Raw genomic sequence first — 16,958 nt, forward strand, 5'->3', positions numbered from 1 at the left:
TAAATCAATTAGATATTATCGTTTCAAATGTTCCCCAAGTCTGTGCTGACTTGGAACGTATTTTGGATAAAAAGGCAGACTATGTTGACGACAGTTTTGCTCAGTTCACGATTGGCAGTCACTGTCTCATGTTGTCAGAGAATCATTTGATTCCTTTGGAAAATTTTCAGTCAGGCATCATTCTTCACATCGAGATTGAGGATGTAGAGCAGAACTACAAACGGTTGAAAGAGCTTGGTGCCGAGATTTTACACGGCCCAGCTGTAACTGATTGGGGAACAGAATCGCTACTAGTTAAAGGCCCTGCTGGTCTAGTGATTGATTTTTATCAAATGAAATAGGTCTGTTTGACATAGAAGAAACGCATAAAATCAACTGATTACAAAAGTGTTGATTTTATGCGTTTTTATGTAAACTGTTCTTATATTTCGGCTAGAAATTAAGTTTTGTCTAACTTCTTGCTCTATATCAGCAGGTTTATTTAACTTCCCCGCCTTCAACAACTAGGTCGTCAGCCTTAGCAGCTTCGCCGTATGTTGGGTGGAGAGTTTCTTCATAGTCCTTGTGGAAGAAGTTTTCTTTGCCCAGTTTCTTGATTTCGTCGTTGATGTAGTTGAGCAACTCGGTATTGCCTTTTTGCACAGCTGGGGCAATGGTATCTGGATCACCCAGCGAAGTGATGCCGACTTCAAAGCCTTTGTTTTCCAGCGCCCAGGCTAGGACTTCAGTGTTGTCCGTAGAAAAGGCATCGCCGCGGCCGTCTAGCAGGGCTTGGTAAGCATCGCTGTATTGATCATACTTTTGCAGTTTGATATTCGGGTAGTTCTTTTCAAAGTAGGTTTCAGCCGTGGTTCCCTTGGTGATGATCAGGGTCTTACCTTCCAACTGCTCAGGCTTGGTGATAACTGAGCCTTTTGGTGATACAACTCCGAGAGATACTTTCATATAGGGCAGAGCGAAGTCAACTTGTTTTTTCCGCTCGTCTGTGACAGTGAAGTTGGCTAGGGTAATATCGACCTTGTTGGAGATTAAGTATTCAGCCCGGTTAGCAGCATCTACAGGCACATACTCTGGCTTAACACCTAAATCTTTAGCGAGTTGGTCGCCCAGATAAATGTCATATCCTTGATATTTGCCGTTGTTATCTACATAGCCGAACGGTTTCTTGTCGCTGAAAACCGCGATACGAAGCTTACCGCTCTTTTTAATTTCCTCAAGACTGCGGGCCTTGACCGTTTTGCTGGAAGCTGCGTCTTTGTTACCAGCATCTTTCTTGCTGGAACTGCCACAAGCGACAAGGAAGAAAGCCAGAGTTAGGGTTGTTAAAGCAAAGATTGTTTTAGATAATTTCATAAGAGACTCCTTTATAAGATATGGGAAGGTGAAGAAAACACAGAGATACCAAAGAGCAGCCACATCAGTGGTGGGGTAGGCATAACTGTCAGCCTAGATGGCTGAAGTCAAAGACATTGAGAAATTCCTGGGCTCGCTTGGTTTTGGGTTGGGTGAAGAACTGCTGGGCGGTATTTTCTTCGAGGATACCACCTTGGTCCATGAAGATGATCCGATCAGCAATGGCGCGGGCGAACTGCATTTCGTGGGTCACAATCAACATGGTCCGGCCTTCCTCAGCCAGGTCATTAATGAGCTCTAGCACTTCGCGGACCATCTCGGGATCCAGCGAAGCAGTCACCTCATCAAAAAGGATGATTTCTGGGTGCATGAGGAGCGAACGGACGATTGCTACCCGTTGCTTTTGGCCGCCAGACAGTTGGCGAGCAAAGCTGTGCTTTTTATCAGCCAGGCCGACCCGCTCTAGCAGGCTTTCAGCTTCCTTGATGACCTCGTCCTTCTTGCGCCCTTGAGCTTTTATGGGACCAAGAATTAGATTTTGCAGGACATCCAGATGGGGGAAGAGCTCATAGCTTTGAAAGACCATGCCAATCTTCTGACGAACGAGATGGAAGTCCTTTTTTTGACTGAGGATGGATTGGCCGTCTAGCAAAATATCGCCAGACTGGATGCTTTCAAGGCCGTTGATGCAGCGAAGCAGGGTCGACTTGCCGCAGCCAGATGATCCTAGGATGACCACGACCTCTCCTTTTTGGACAGAGAGAGACAGGCCTTTAAGGATGGCATTACTGCCGAAAGACTTGCGAATGTCCCGTAATTCTAAAATGATTTCCGACATGATGTCCGTTACTCCTTCCAGATGGTTTCCAAATAAGAGGATAGTTTAGAAATGGGAAAGCAGACTGCGAAGTAAAGCAGCAGAATGCAGCCATAAATCCAAAAAGCAGCAGAAGGGATAGACAGACGATTGCTGTCAATGATCTGCTGGCCGACCTTGACGACCTCGATGACTCCGATAAGGACGATGAGTGAGGTTGTCTTAATCATCCGCGTGATTAGATTAATCGCCTGCGGCAAAAGCCGTCGCAGTACCTGTGGGATGATAATGTAGACATAGAGCTGGCGCTGCGACAGTCCCAGTGCCTGACCGCTCTCAAACTGATGCTTGGGCAGGGAAGTGATGGCACCCCGTACCAAGTCACCCATCTCCGCCGTTCCCCAAAGAGAGAAGACTATAATGGCTGAAAGCTCACCAGAGATATTGATGTCGAAATTTCTGGCTAAGCCAAAGTAAACCAGAAAGAGCAGAACCAGCTGGGGCATGACGCGGATAAACTCTAGATAGGCTCTGGACAGAAAGCGCACGACTTTTGACTGCGAGGTCATGATGATGCCAAAAATAGTCCCTAAGATAAGGGAGATGATGACCGAGAGGATGGAAATACCAATGGTAACGCCCAACCCCTGTAAGATACGTAAGAAATTATTCCCCTGAAAGAGAACTTGAATGCCCGAATCCTGCACGCCGCAGCCTCCTTTCTATCCAGCTAAAGCCAAGTGAAATTGGCAGCAAAATAATCAGATAAGCGATGACCAACATGAGCAGAGCCGTATCTGTCTCGTAGTAAAGGCCAATCAAGTCCTTAGCTACAAACATTAGGTCTGCCAAGGCAACAGCTGAAAATACTGAGGTTTCCTTGATTAAAAAGATGACATTGGCACTAAAGGAAGGCAGGGCAATAGCTGCAGCCTGAGGCAGGATGACATAGTAGAAGACTTGTACTGGTCGCAGGCCGATAGAGAGTCCGACTTCCCTCTGCGTTTGGCTGACTGCTTCAAGGCCGCTTCGGAAAGACTCAGCCATATAGGAACCACCCAGAAAGATTAGCCCAATCGTCGCACAAGCCTCAGAGGACAGAACGAGTCCAACACGAGGCAGGCCGAAGTAGAGAAAGAAAAGCTGCAGCAACAGCGGCGTATTGCGGGAAAACTCGATATAGGCGGTTGCTAGCGACTTCAAAATTGGAATCTTGTAAAAGCGAATCAGACTGACTAAGAATCCGACAGCAATTGATCCCAAAATTCCCCAAAAGGCTATGAACATGGTTAAAAGAAAGGCCTCTTGATAGAGGGGATAGTAATCACTGACGACGTCCCAGTTCACGGCTCTCACTCCTTAAACACTTGATGTTCCTAGTTTAGCATAGATAACAGACCTTTAGTAATATGTATTTTTTATCGCACTGATAAGGAAAATCTATCACTGGTCTGAAGAGAAATGCCAGATTGGGGGTTTGTTATTTCAGCTGTGAAATCGATTAAACTAAGGTGGTTATAAAACATTGCGCTTTGATTTTGGATGAGTATAAAAAGGCTAAAAATCCCTGACCTATGGTATAATAGGATGATATGACAAGAGACAATACTAGTTCAAACAAATTATACAAACTACTCTTTGCTTTATTAAGTTGTGTCTTGGGGCTATCGTTTCTGTTCATGATGCTGAAAGATGTCTCGTCCACTAACTGGTACAAGAGTCGATTTCAGGGGTGGCAGACCATAACGGCTGAGGTAAGCGGGTTTACGACCAGTCCGCAAAAACGCTCTACACCCGCTTACTACCCTATTTATCACTACATTGTTGATGGTCAAACCTACCAGGGGATTTCAGACCTCTATCAAGATGAAGTGCCTAAGTCTGGGGAAACCATTAGCATTCTCTATAATCCCAAGTCGCCTGAGCAGAGCCAATATAAGAATGACATCCCAATCCCTATCCTTGTACTCATGCCAGTGCTGGGATTCTTATTATTTATGGCATTGGCTGTCCTCTCTCTTTATCAGGCCTTTAATCCCCCACAGGAGCCAAAGCCGCAACCCAAGGCGGCAAAAAGGATCAGTATTGTTGAGGGAACGGTTCGTAAAGAGAATCTCATTGTGACCTTTGTTAGCCTAAGCATGGTTATGATAGTCCTCACTTATATTTGTATTACTGAAACAGGGCAATTCAAAGCCTTATTTTATGGTTGGAAAACTACATCCGCTCAAGTCATTGACTATGATGTGTATAATAGAGGAAGAAGAGGATTAAGTTTTTATAGTAGCATCTACCAATACCAAGTAGACGGCGTGGCTTATGAAGGCCATTCTGTTATCGCTAAATTTACGCAACCCAAAATTCAAAGTCAAATCTCTATTGCCTATAACCCTGAGTATCCCTATCAGAGTGCTTCCAGTGAAAACTATCATATCTTTTATCTAGTCTTTTTTCCTGGCTTCAGTCTGCTGCTAGTCGGCAAGAGCCTATCTTTAATCATTGCTGCTTGGATAAAGAAGGCTAGCCTCGCTCAAGCCAGAAGACTAGGGTCTGTCTATGACGGCTATATTATCGATGTTATCCCCGCTGAACAGTTTAGAGAGTATAATCCGTTGCATGAGATTTGGCTTGAATTTGATATTAACCAAGTGCCCTATCAAACCAGCATTTGCCTTCCCTTAAGAGAACATCATTTTATCTCTTACAGCCAGAATCCTAGACCTATCCCAGTCTATGTGGATCCTCATGATGATAGCCAGTTTCTGATAGATGACAATGATATCTATGCCATTACAAATCAAGTAAGGATTAGTTGATCTCCCTCCTAATGCTAGCTCCCTCATCATTGACCAGCAACTGGCTGTCCTACTGTCTTGACCTGCTTTGAGGTGGTTCTACATGAGCTGAAGAGTATCGGGAATACTGAACCTCACAGACACCATAGAGCTCAGAATAGTACCATTTTTTCGTAGTATTCTAGAAGTTTATTTGTTGATTGGTTGTTATAATATAAGAAAAACGTTTAATTGATAAGGAGGCAAAAAGATGACTGAAAAACTGACTTTTCCGGATGGTTTCTTGTGGGGCGGAGCGACAGCTGCCAACCAGTGTGAGGGTGCTTATGATGCAGATGGTCGTGGGCTGGCTAATGTAGATGTGGTGCCGATTGGTGAGGACCGTCTAGCCATCATCACGGGTAAGAAAAAGATGTTTGACTTTGAGGAAGGCTATTTCTACCCAGCCAAGGAAGCTATTGACATGTACCATCGCTTCAAGGAGGACATTGCCCTCTTTGGTGAGATGGGTTTTAAGACCTATCGTCTGTCCATTGCTTGGAGCCGGATTTTCCCTAAGGGGGATGAGCTGGAGCCCAATGAAGCTGGCCTGAAATTTTACGAAGACCTCTTTAAGGAATGCCACAAGTATGGCATTGAGCCCTTGGTGACCATTACTCACTTTGACTGTCCCATGCACTTGATTGAGCAATATGGTGGTTGGCGGAGTCGTCTCATGCTGGAATTTTATGAGCGTCTCTGCCGCACTCTCTTCACTCGCTACAAGGGCTTGGTCAAATACTGGCTGACCTTCAATGAAATCAATATGATTCTGCATGCACCTTTTATGGGGGCTGGGCTCTGCTTTGAAGAAGGCGAAAATGAGGAGCAGGTCAAGTATCAAGCAGCCCATCATGAGCTGGTCGCGTCAGCTATTGCCACCAAGCTGGCTCATGAGATTGACCCGGAAAACAAGGTCGGCTGTATGCTAGCGGCGGGTCCATACTATCCCAATACAGCTCATCCAGCTGACTATTGGGCTGCCATGCAGGAAGATAGAGAAAACTATTTCTTCATTGATGTGCAGGCGCGTGGTGAATATCCCATCTACGCTAAGAAAGCTTGGGAGCGCGAGGGCATCACTGTCGAAATGACAGAAGAAGACTTGCAGCTGCTTAAGGAACATACGGTGGACTTTATTTCCTTCTCTTACTACTCTAGCCGGGTGGCTTCGGGCGATCCTAAGGTCAACGAGCTGACTGAGGGCAATATCTTTGCTTCTCTCAAGAACCCTTATTTGGAAGCTTCTGAGTGGGGCTGGCAGATTGATCCTCTGGGCTTGCGCATTACGCTTAATACCATCTGGGATCGCTATCAAAAGCCCATGTTTATCGTGGAAAATGGTCTGGGCGCAGTGGACACTCCGGATGAAAATGGCTATGTGGCTGATGACTACCGGATTGACTACTTGGCGGCCCATGTCAAGGCCATGCGGGAAGCCATCAATGAGGACGGCGTGGTGCTGTGGGGCTACACGACCTGGGGCTGTATCGACCTGGTATCAGCCGGCACTGGCGAGATGAAGAAGCGCTATGGCTTTATCTACGTGGACCGGGACAATGAAGGTAATGGAACACTCAAGCGCTCCAAGAAAAAATCCTTTGACTGGTACAAGGAAGTCATCGCGACTAACGGAGCATCTGTGAAATAAACTAAGGCTGAGATATGAATGTCTCAGCCTTTTTTAAGTATGTGTTTTTAATAGGAACTTTAGTCTAACTGAAATTTAAATACTTTACAAGATTCATTATTTCAAGAATTCCTTTATTTGCTGGGCGATTTCCTCTGGCTTTTCGTCATGGATATAGTGGGAGCCTTCTAATGTCACAAGTTTGGCTTGGGCATTCTGCGCTACAAACTCTTCCTCCAGCTTGGGAGCTTCTCCGCCTTTCTGGACAGCCGCAAAGATAAGAGTCGGAATCTGCGGCACAGGTTCTTTATTAATCCTTTCAACATTTTTCTTCCGATTCTTGACTTCGTTCATGACCGCCTGGGTGATTGACCGCTGGTGGAACAAGGCTTTAAAGACAGCTTTTTCCTGATTATTGAGGGCTCCAGACTTTATGGCTGGGCTGCTATTTTCATCAAAGAAAATCGGTAGGCGAGCCAAGCCTAACATTCTCCCCAGCTGGATAGTCTGATAAGAACCATAAAATTTCTGCTGGTCAGCCACCTCTGTATGAGGCATGGTCATATCCAGCCCGATAATAGCTTCTACTTCTTCTGGGTAATGATTGGCCCAGTGAATCGTTTCTAAACCGGCAATCGAATGCGGAACCAAAACATAAGGCCCGGATATCTTAGCAGCTTTGAGGGCCTTACGTGTCTGCTCTACCCGTCTATCCAATGAGCGATTATCGTTCCCATCATCGCTGTAACCATAGCCTAGACGTTCTACCACGACGATGCGATAATCCTCCTCTAGCTTGGAATAAAGAGCCTTGAAATCCAGCACCGGAGCATTGGTGCCCAGTCCCGCTAGGAAAACCAAAGTCTTCTTGCCCTTGCCGGCAGTGTAGACATTAAGCTTCTTACCCTCTACCTCGACTAGCTGACCAATCGGCTTCTCAATGAGTTTGCTTTCCTGAGCTATTTGAAAGCGGTGATAGAGAAAGATAGCCAATAAGGCCAGAGCTAAGAGTCCTACCAGCCAAGTGATTGTTTTAAGGATAAATATAAAGATTCTTTTCAACATAGGGATTCCTTTCTGTTCATCATATTTTAGACTCGCATACTTTTATTTATAATCTTTACTTCAAGCGGTCATATCGTGATTTACACTAAAAGCGAATAGAAGTTTAATCAGGTAAAGTGATAAAAGAGCTGTCATACTGATTGGCAATTTACTGTAACTAATAAGAAGAATGCAACCCAACCCCGCCATAGAAGCACCAGTTAATGCTTGCTCCCTGCAATCTTTCAGTAGTTCGCTAACAAACAGAGCGCCTATCATCGCACCAAGCCAGACCATAGTACAGATTAGTAAAGATTGATTAAAAAGTAGAGCTAGAAGTAAGGGCTGAATATGAATCAGGAGGAAAATACATCGTCGTTTTACAGACTCCTGATAATAATGATTAGTCCCTTGAGTTAAATTAGCGATCACTCCTCCGCTGATATCTACAGATAAGAGGCAAAAAGTGATGATTTGCCATAATGGCCAATTCTGATCTGGCAAGGAAAGACGCCAGAGTAATCCAGTTACCAGAAAAGAGAAGGTCATCGTTATAACTATGGTCATCAGGCTTGTTTTCCGTCCAAATAGTTCCTGTAAAAACTTAGGTGTGCAAATATCTCTCAATATTTTATTCCTCCCTGCCCCATGATAAATTCTATCTGTTCCAATCCTTTTTCCATTAAAAGTGATGGTGGCATATCCGTATAAAGATATCGGATTACCAAAAGCCCTAAATTGTTATAAAGTATTTCCAGCAGGAGGTCGATTGGGTAGTTTTCTGGCAGTAGATGAGCCTTGCTTTCCAAGTAAGTCTTAATTGATTGAAGATATTGACTATCAAGATACAGCAAGTTGCTCAAATATTGACTGGAATCAGTATCAGAGGTGAGAATTTGAAAAATGCTCTGCCAGTCGGACTTCTCAACTTCAGTTATAGTGCCAACATCAGATATAATCTGCTTTTTAATACTTGCCACAAGCTCTGTATAAGTCTCAGCATTTTCATCAAATTTTGTAGTCAACTTAAACTGCTTCTGGATAACTATTTCAATAAAAATTTGCCCCTTGCTTTTAAAATAATTATATAGAGTTCCAGTAGCTATATCACAGACTTCTGCAATCTCTCGCATAGAAACTGCTCCAAAGCCCTTAGAGCGAAACAACTCCCCTGCCACTTCTAAAATAGCTTGACGATTCTTCTCTTTTTTACTTACTTTCATTTTTAAATCCTTTTCAAAATATGAATACGTTCATTTTATGAACTTGTTCATATTGTAATAAATAAAATATAAAAAATCAAGAAAAAACTAAATAAAATTTAGTGGTCAAAAAATAGAAAGCCAGAGGGACTGATATATAAAATTTGCCTTAGAGCACCCACCACTGCCAAAGCAGAGAGACTGGTCAGGTGTGTCCATATTATTGTTTCTGTCGCGACAGAGTTGGAAATAGCAGCTTACAAACATTAGATATGTCTGATTGGTTGCAAGTCCAAACTTAAAATAGCAGAATAGAACTAAGCTACTTTTCGATTTTTGGTGAGTATTAGTCGATTAGTTATGCATTTGACTTCTCATAGAATTTTTGAAGAAGATTATGAAATAGGGAAGGGAACTCAGTTATTTTTTCTTGCGATATATTTTTCATAATAACGGTTGCTATCAAAAGGATAAGGAGTCTCTTTTGATTTGAACAGTTGCTCAGGGATAAGAACGACACTACTTACAAGAACTGTTCCACTGATAATGGCTAAAATGATTATTGGCAAACCGGGGAGATTTGTAGGATACTGGCTCAGAACATAGTAGAGAGCATGAAGCATAAAGACAACCGCTGTCGCAAAACCTGGGTTATAAATGGTTCTTTTTCCTACTGTTCGAAAACGTCGGTACATACTGAACCCAAAAATCAGGTGGCCAATCATTTCAAAAAAGCAAAAGATAAGATTCCAGATGACAATGATCTGATTGACACCGTAGAAAAGACAGACAATACCAATTAATTCAGCTAACATAATAGTCAGCATATCAGAAAATTGATTCATAGGATAGCAATCGGGCTGTTGAGAGCGCCGAAGCATGTTGTAGTTATAATGAAAACCGCCAGGAAATCTCCATTCCTCTAGACAGTGCAAAGGGAGCATGACATAGATTATAGCTACAAATCTGCTTCCAGCATCTAGTGTAGTCCAATTTGTGATAAGATATAAGAGAATACCGATTCCCATAGCAAAGAGAATGGGAATCCAGATTTTTAACCAAACAGAAATCAGTTTGAACATAATAACACCTCATTTATCAAAGCACCCACCACTGGTAGAGGGACCAGTAAAGGATATTAGCGACCACTGCCAAAGCAGATAAACTGGTCATGGCCGTCAGGAAGAGGCGGCCCTTGCTGAGTTTTTCTCTGGACTTTCTGAAGAGCGGCAGCAGAGCAGCAGCGGTTAGCAGGAGTCCCAAGGCAGCAAAGAGCATGTAGCGCCAAGGAGCTAGAGAATCAAGGTCATCAGCCATCAAAGGTATCATAATCATTAGTAGGTTTAGGGGAACAGCCAGAATACCAAGAGAAGTCAGTAGATTCCAGACCTTCCAAGTGCGGTCTGTGCGCTCAACCGTTTTTCGGGAAATTAAGCGATAAGCTCCTAATAAAAGGCTGATGATGAGCGTTCCAAAACCATAGACAATTCCAAGGATGCCTAAACCTAAGATGATATAGTCCTTATAGAAGTCGAAAGCAGAGATTTTCTCATAGTCTACCACAGCGACGGGGATTGTAATCTTTCCCTTGCTCTCATAGATGGTCCAAAAATTGGTACTCAAGATTCGGTTCTGAGCAGGATTGTCAATCTTCTCTATTGAGGGCATCATGAGTCTTAGAAAGGACAAGGGACCATGGAGATAGGTGCGCGGAGAACGGTAGTAGCCTGGTTTAAACTGCTTTTGAGTCTCTTCGTCAGCTGTTTTGCGTCTTCCGAAAACCAGTTCGGGCATTTGGTAGTTGTAATTCTCTTCCATGCTTTGATTGGTCATGACTATGTAGCCGATGCCACTTTCCAAGTCTAGCATAAGCCGGGAGCTGAAACCATCAGTATTGCCGCCGTGGCCAATGATGCTGATTCCGTATTCGTTGATCCAAAAACCGTGGGCATTGCGAGCAATGTCTGTACCTGGATAGGTCGAAGTAGGAGTGTAGAGAGTATTCCATGTTTCTGGACGTTCAAAGAGAACCTTGCGCCCCAGCAGAGCCTGAGCAAATTTCTGTAAATCCTCCAAGGTACCGGCTGCTTGGCCAATTGAGTAGAGACCATATTCATAAAAAGCTGTCCCTAATGAATTTCCCTTTGTATCATAGGCCTTAGACTCTTGACGTTTTTTCTGGACATAGGGATTATCAGATAAGTTCGGTAGGAGAGCTGTCTTGTCCATGCCAAGCGGCTGGAAGATATGCTCGTGGGTATAGTCAGCAAAGGTCTGACCGGAAATCCGCTCGACAATCAGAGAAGCGAGCCCAGCACCATAATTGGAATAAGAGGTTACTGTTCCAGGTTCAAAGGACTGGACAGGCTGGAGCATGCGTAGATTTTCCTCTATATTTTTATCACCTTTTGTGTAAGACAGAGATTCATCAAATCCCGTCTGATGATTCATGAGATCCAGCATCGTGATAGCTTTGTCGAAGTGCAGATTTTTAAGAAAATTCTCTGGCAGATAGGTCTTGATATCTTCCTCTAGGTCAATCTTTCCTTGTTCCCAGAGTTGCATGACAGCTATCCAGACGGTCAGCTTGGTCACAGAGCCCCAATCAAAGACGCTACTTTTGTCAGCTTTGATGCCTTTTTCTTTATCCATATAACCGAAGTTGCCTTGGTAAATGGTGCTATCCTTGTCAAATACTGCCGTTTCCATAGCGGCAGTCGTCTTTTCATGCTCCTTGACATAGTCTTGGATTTTTTGCCCAACTTGGTTGCGGTCAATGCCAGATGGGAGTTTCTGTTCTTCAGCCAGTGCGGTAATTGGTCGAAAGAGTCCTAAAGTCAAAAGTGTTAAAAGGATTAGGGAAAATGTTTTTTTCATAGCTGGCTCCTTTCATATTAGAATACCCACCACTGATAGAGGGACCAATAGAGGATATTAGCGGTCACTGCTAAGGCAGATAGACTGGTCATGGCCGTCAGGAATAGGCGCCCTTTGCTGAGCTTTTCTCTGAACTTTCTGAAGAGAGGTAACAGAGCGTCTTGCGAGCCAGCAGGGCTTGGGCGAACTTCTCCAAGTCTTTCAAGGTGCCAGTAGCCGCTCCGATAGGATAGATGCTAGTGATGAAATGGTCCTTGCTCAGTAAGTTTCCTTTAGTGTCGTAACCTTTGGTTTCTTGACGCTTTTTCTGAACGTAGGAATTGTCTGATAGATCCGGCAAAATAGCCGTTTTATCCATGCCCAGTGGTTGGAAAATATGCTCATGGGCATAGTCGGCAAAAGTCTGACCAGAGATCCGCTCGACAATCAGAGCAGCCAAGCCAGCACCGTAATTTGAATAAGCTGTGACTGTACTGGGTTCAAAAGACTGAATAGGTTGTTGTTCTTTAAGGATTTCTTCGATACTTTTATCTTCTTGTAGGTACATGGTTACCTCATCGAATCCTGCCTGATGACTCATCAGATCCAACATGGTGATAGGTTTGTCATAGAGGAGATTCTTAAGAAAGCCCTCTGGCAGATAGGTGCGGATGTCTTCTTCTAGGTTAATCTTACCTTGCTCCCAGAGCTGCATGACAGAGACCCAGATGGTTAATTTGGTTACGGAGCCCCATTCAAAAACGCTATCATCATCAGCCTTAATGCCTTTTTCCTTATCCATGTATCCAAAGTTGCCTTGATAAATGGTACCATTCTTGTCAAAGATAGCAGTTTCCATGCCAGCTGTTGTTTTTTCATGTTCCTTGACATAGTCTTGGATTTTCTGGCTGATCTGGTCACGTTCGATACCAGATGGCAGCTTTTGAGACTCCTCAGCCGATGCAGTAATTGGCCGGAAGAGTCCTAGAGTTATAATCGTTAGAAGCGTTAGAATAAATGTTTTTTTCATAGCATTTCCTTTCTGTTCAACTTTAGTATTCACATAAGCTGAGTTCAGATAGTCGGCGCAGTCTCCTTTTAATTTTAGAATTAGGCTATTCTTATTTTTTAATCATGCGTTTTTCTCTTCCTTATCCGCCCGATACCAGAGATAAATACTGTAAAGGGTCAGAATGCCCAAGCCGCCAAGGTAAAAGAGGGAGTTAACCTGAGAGAAATCAAACTTATCAGCTAGGTTGATGCCGACAAAAGTTTCTATCAGAATATCTAGCAGGGCGTGGAAAATCATACAGGCAAGGACAGATTTCGTCTTCTTATGCAGTGCAGCAAACCAGATGGACTGGACTATACTTACAATGATAAAGACTAGAAAGGGATCCTGACTTCGATCATAAAAGCGGTCATAAAACCAGAGAGGAATATGCCAGCAAGCCCAAGCTAGTCCGGTTATCGAGGAGGCGATAAACATAGAGAACTTCTTTTCCAAAGCCGGCTGCAGAAAGCCTCGTCAGCCAGGCTCTTCCATGCCACCAGCCAAGGTCATAAGGTAGATAAAGGATCCAATAAATGAAAGCAGAGCCCCGTCTACCAGCTTGCCTCCGGAAGCTAATGCAAAAGTCACAGCCAGACCTCCACTGAAGAGTAGGAGATAGAGCCAAGTCCCTTTCTTGCTTGAGAAGATAAAGGAACAGATGGCTTTGAAGCCTTTTATTTTCAGCACCATTAGACTAGCTATTACTGGTCCGAACATACTGAGACTCGTTAGGAGGCCTTCCAGAGTTAGATAGAGTATAGGTGGATTTTCCGGCCAGAGATTTTTGAGAATGATAGCTAGCAACATAAATCCCCAAGTCCAGCCGAAGTTCCAGGCCAGGAACGGCCAGACTAGTTTTGGTTGTGGTTTTATTCTTGTTTCATTAGTCATAGAATTTTCTCCTTTAAATGGTTTGATTTTTATACTCTGATAAGGTCATTGATTTTTTGCATCATTTAGCCGTACCCTGTATAAAGGATGGCATCTGCACTCCGGCTCCTGTTGAAAAATCCTTGACCTTAAGATTGTTAAAAAAATCAGTCAAATCAGTTTCTTCATGCGGCTCTCCTTTTTTAGCCCTCAAGGGCGAAAGTAATACTTCTAAAAATGATTTTGTAAAAAATTTTAAACATTCTGAGCCTCCTTTTTATAGCACATACATTTCTTATTTCTTTCTATTTTAAAGTCCGATTCTCAAATATCCTTCAAGTAATTCTAAAATATTTCTAAAGTTTTTCGAATAGTCCATCTTTTATTGACTTAGCCTCTTATCCTTGCTACACTAGTGATAGGAAATTTCTGGAGGCGAGTGTTTATGGCTCATATTTTACTCATCGAAGACAATAGTGATATTCATGAAATTCTAAAAGATCTTTTTCAGAAGGAACACACGGTTTATTCTGCCTATTCGGGGACAGAGGGCATTTCGCTGTTTGAGCGGGAGGAGATTGATTTGGTCCTTTTGGATATCATGCTGCCGGGGAAGAATGGTGATGAAGTGTTGAAGGAAATTCGCAGCAGCAATGCTACGGTGCCAGTGGTCATGCTAACAGCCCTTGATGAGAAAGCGCTGGTTAGCCAGTATCTGCTGAATGGTGCTAATGATTATATCGTCAAACCTTTCAATCTGGATGAGGTTTTTGCTCGTATCACCGTGCAGCTGCGCAGCCAGCAGGCTTTGACTGGCGAAGAAGAAGGCCAGTCCTTTAAAAATATCCGTCTGCTCAAGGCTACCTTTGAGGCGGTCTGCGGTGAGAAAAGCGTCCGTCTGAGCAAGAAAGAATATCATATCCTCCAGCTCTTGCTTCGTCATCCCAAGAAGATTTACACCAAGGAAGAGCTCTTTGAGCAGGTCTGGGAAGAGAGCTATCTGCCTGGGGATAATACTCTGAATACCCACCTCAGCAATCTACGCAAGAAACTGGCTCAGTTGGACCCAACAGAGGAATACATAGAGACTGTTTGGGGACTAGGTGTCCGGCTCAAGGAGGACTGATATGTTGGTGTTAGTCATTTTATTTGCCCTTATCAGTCTGTTTCTGGCTATTGGTTTCATACGCTATCATCTGGCGGTCAAGGACGTGGCTCAGCAGATTCGTCGGAAGCGGCAGACAGGGAGCCAGAATCGTCTGGCTCCTGCTGCTCATGCCCCCAGTATTTTGGAATTGACAGAGGAAGCAGAGCTGCTCTTTAGGGAGCTAGATAAGACGACCTTTGTCGTCCAGCAGGAAAAGAAGACGCTGGATATGGCTATCAGTAATATTGCCCATGATATCCGCACCCCTCTGACCATTGCTAGCGGCTATACCCAGCAGCTGCTGAAGGATGATAGTCAGGAAAGTCAGCAGTTAATCAAAATTGCAGATAGTCTGGGAATGGTATCCAAACGGCTGGAAGCCTTGATGGAGTACCGCCGGCTGATGGAGGGAGCCATTCGGGCCAATGTCCAGCCGACAGATATATCTCAGCTGGTAACCCAGCAGCTTTTTACCTATTATGATGCCTTTCAGAAAGCCCAGATTGACTTGCAGGTAGAGCTGGCTGAAGGTCTAGAGTTAGAGACAGACCCAGAAATTCTAGAGCGCATTGTCCAAAATATGATAAGCAATGTCCTCAAGCACGGCCGTAAGGCCGCCAGCATTTCTCTGAAAAAAGAGGGCGAGCATTGTATCTTTACCGTCAAAAATATCGTCCAGCAGCCTATCCAATATCTGGATAAGCTGACTAATCGCTTTTACTCAGAAAACTTATCCAGCAGCGAGGAGTCTTCAGGGCTGGGGCTCTACATCACCCAGCAGTTAGTCGAAATTCTGGGCGGGGACTTGACAATGAAAGCAGAGGACGACTGGTTTGAACTAGTTGTGACTTTGTAAATGACTTTTAAAAAAGCAAAAAAGAAAGAGTTAGCTCTATTAGCTATCCTCAAAATCCGCTCATAAACCTCAGCTAATTTTTGAATTGGCGGAGGTTTGTTTTTAGATTAAGTCGAAGAAAGGCATGATAAAGATGCCTTTTTGTTTTGTGATTTGAAAAGCAAGTCATATCAGCGAGGTCATTTTAACAGTCAAAGTGAAAAACCAGCCAACTGCTCTAAACCCTTGATATAACTGACTTGCAACTGATAGTTGACAATGATTCCAAGTTCAATCACTCAAAAAGCAACTAGATTTTTTCTTTATTCCAAGTCCAGTCGCTAGAAAGGCAACTGGCTTTTTTGTTAATCTGAAAGCAGAAACCGAGTTTTTGATTTCGGAATGAACGAGTCGCTGTCTTTGAAGATTTGGATCAAAAACTTGAGTTTAATTATATTATAAGGAGGTATTCTCATGAATACAGAAACAACTATCAAACCACAACCCAAACTAATTTTGCCGTTCCTGGCTTGGAACTTCGGCTGGACATGGGGATTCTGGCTATTGGACATTATCCTCAAAAACCTTTGGCCAGACAGTCCACCTACAGCCTATCTTGCTCTTGAAGCTATTCTAAATGGTATTGCTATGTTTGGGCCTATGCTGGCTAGCCTGATCGTACTGAAAAAGAAAGGCTTCAAGGCCATTTGCTCCTATCTCTTTTCAGGCAAGAAAGAGACCTGGCTCTACTTGCTAATCTATGGTGGCGGTCTGACCGCCTTCTATGCCCTAGCTTCTGGCGGCAAGCTGGTAGACGGCGCTTTAGTAAGATTTCCTTGGTTTTTTATCTATTGTATTGTCCTATCGGGCGGGATTGAAGAATTTGGCTGGCGCGGCTTCCTACAGCCGGCCTTAGAGAAAAAGTTTTCTTTCTTTGTCTCTACCTTGATGACCGGTATTATTTGAGCCATCTGGCATATTCCTCTCTGGTTTTACGATCGCTTTTATGATCGAAGCCAGGATCTGTTCTCGGTTTTTATCATTTTCAGTATCCTTCTATCTTTTTGGCTTGCAGCTCTGTATAAGAAGACCCAGTCTGTCCTTGCTTGTAACATCTTTCATGCACTCTCCAACACTCTCATCCCGACTTTTGTTGGAATAGCTCAAGCTAACAATTTAGATTTCTCTCAAGTTAATCCCTTCTTTTACTTTGGAGGTGTGATTCTCCTGACACTTTATAGTATCTATCTCTGGTATCGGACGGATAGGGAGGAAAAAGCTCTTCCATCTAAAGAAGAAGTCTAGCATTTTATGAA

At 43.6% G+C, this 16,958-nt stretch carries 14 protein-coding genes and 3 pseudogenes; 6 read left to right on the forward strand and 11 right to left on the reverse strand.

The features are described from left to right. Positions 1-341, forward strand: a 341-nt coding sequence (locus RYK49_RS01120) for a VOC family protein (protein ID WP_314864641.1), incomplete at its 5' end; no start/stop codon positions are given. Between the two features lie 136 nt (positions 342-477). On the opposite strand, the gene RYK49_RS01125 is transcribed toward RYK49_RS01120, so the two are convergent. The 4 genes from RYK49_RS01125 to RYK49_RS01140 form a co-directional block, all read right to left on the reverse strand. After that, the gene (locus tag RYK49_RS01125) at positions 478-1,353 is read right to left on the reverse strand and encodes a cysteine ABC transporter substrate-binding protein (RefSeq protein ID WP_314831488.1); all 876 of its coding nucleotides are present in this window, start codon (positions 1,351-1,353) and stop codon (positions 478-480) included. Between the two features lie 88 nt (positions 1,354-1,441). Then, positions 1,442-2,191 (reverse strand): amino acid ABC transporter ATP-binding protein, encoded by a 750-nt coding sequence (locus tag RYK49_RS01130; RefSeq protein WP_125336386.1) that lies wholly within the window; start codon positions 2,189-2,191, stop codon positions 1,442-1,444. Positions 2,192-2,199: 8 nt separating this feature from the next. After that, the gene (locus RYK49_RS01135; protein WP_002911195.1) at positions 2,200-2,877 is read right to left on the reverse strand and encodes an amino acid ABC transporter permease; all 678 of its coding nucleotides are present in this window, start codon (positions 2,875-2,877) and stop codon (positions 2,200-2,202) included. After that, positions 2,837-3,517: an amino acid ABC transporter permease gene (locus RYK49_RS01140; RefSeq protein ID WP_049539304.1), complete on the reverse strand. Its 681-nt coding sequence runs from the start codon at positions 3,515-3,517 to the stop codon at positions 2,837-2,839. The genes RYK49_RS01135 and RYK49_RS01140 overlap by 41 nt, the downstream gene beginning before the upstream one ends. A gap of 245 nt (positions 3,518-3,762) precedes the next feature. Between RYK49_RS01140 and RYK49_RS01145 the strand changes: the two genes are divergently transcribed. Together RYK49_RS01145 and RYK49_RS01150 are read left to right on the forward strand one after the other, a co-directional pair. Then, positions 3,763-4,986: a DUF3592 domain-containing protein gene (locus RYK49_RS01145; RefSeq protein ID WP_314831489.1), complete on the forward strand. Its 1,224-nt coding sequence runs from the start codon at positions 3,763-3,765 to the stop codon at positions 4,984-4,986. A 229-nt stretch (positions 4,987-5,215) separates the two neighbouring features. After that, positions 5,216-6,655: a 6-phospho-beta-glucosidase gene (locus RYK49_RS01150; protein WP_314831490.1), complete on the forward strand. Its 1,440-nt coding sequence runs from the start codon at positions 5,216-5,218 to the stop codon at positions 6,653-6,655. A gap of 96 nt (positions 6,656-6,751) precedes the next feature. Here the strand turns inward: RYK49_RS01150 and RYK49_RS01155 are convergent, their stop codons facing one another. The 7 genes and pseudogenes from RYK49_RS01155 to RYK49_RS01185 all read right to left on the reverse strand — a co-directional run bounded on the left by RYK49_RS01155 (position 6,752) and on the right by RYK49_RS01185 (position 13,681). Next, positions 6,752-7,699, reverse strand: a complete 948-nt coding sequence (locus RYK49_RS01155) for an alpha/beta hydrolase (protein ID WP_314831491.1) — start codon at positions 7,697-7,699, stop codon at positions 6,752-6,754. Between the two features lie 60 nt (positions 7,700-7,759). Further along, entirely contained in the window at positions 7,760-8,305 is a 546-nt protein-coding gene (locus tag RYK49_RS01160; protein ID WP_311154821.1) for a hypothetical protein, read from the reverse strand. Further along, on the reverse strand, positions 8,302-8,901 hold the full coding sequence (locus RYK49_RS01165; protein WP_175859727.1) for a TetR/AcrR family transcriptional regulator: 600 nt from the start codon (positions 8,899-8,901) through the stop codon (positions 8,302-8,304). The genes RYK49_RS01160 and RYK49_RS01165 overlap by 4 nt, the downstream gene beginning before the upstream one ends. A 395-nt stretch (positions 8,902-9,296) precedes the next feature. Further along, complete coding sequence (locus tag RYK49_RS01170; RefSeq protein WP_314864643.1) at positions 9,297-9,962, reverse strand: HXXEE domain-containing protein; 666 nt, start codon at positions 9,960-9,962, stop codon at positions 9,297-9,299. 16 nt (positions 9,963-9,978) lie between these two features. Then, positions 9,979-11,757, reverse strand: coding sequence for a serine hydrolase domain-containing protein (locus RYK49_RS01175; protein WP_314831493.1), 1,779 nt, complete (start codon positions 11,755-11,757; stop codon positions 9,979-9,981). A 154-nt stretch (positions 11,758-11,911) separates the two neighbouring features. Beyond that, a pseudogene (locus tag RYK49_RS01180) lies at positions 11,912-12,766 on the reverse strand (serine hydrolase domain-containing protein); the annotation flags it as partial. Between the two features lie 102 nt (positions 12,767-12,868). Then, a pseudogene (locus RYK49_RS01185) lies at positions 12,869-13,681 on the reverse strand (lysostaphin resistance A-like protein). A 424-nt stretch (positions 13,682-14,105) separates the two neighbouring features. Between RYK49_RS01185 and RYK49_RS01190 the strand changes: the two are divergent. The 3 genes and pseudogenes from RYK49_RS01190 (at position 14,106) to RYK49_RS01200 (ending at position 16,947) form a co-directional block, all read left to right on the forward strand. Beyond that, complete coding sequence (locus tag RYK49_RS01190; protein WP_314830325.1) at positions 14,106-14,786, forward strand: response regulator transcription factor; 681 nt, start codon at positions 14,106-14,108, stop codon at positions 14,784-14,786. Between the two features lies 1 nt (position 14,787). Further along, a complete protein-coding gene (locus RYK49_RS01195; RefSeq protein WP_002926714.1) occupies positions 14,788-15,663 on the forward strand; it encodes a sensor histidine kinase KdpD in 876 nt (291 codons plus the stop codon). A gap of 453 nt (positions 15,664-16,116) precedes the next feature. After that, positions 16,117-16,947: pseudogene (locus RYK49_RS01200) on the forward strand (lysostaphin resistance A-like protein). Positions 16,948-16,958: the final 11 nt, after the last annotated feature.

Source organism: uncultured Streptococcus sp. (assembly GCF_963525625.1).
Lineage (GTDB): Bacteria > Bacillota > Bacilli > Lactobacillales > Streptococcaceae > Streptococcus.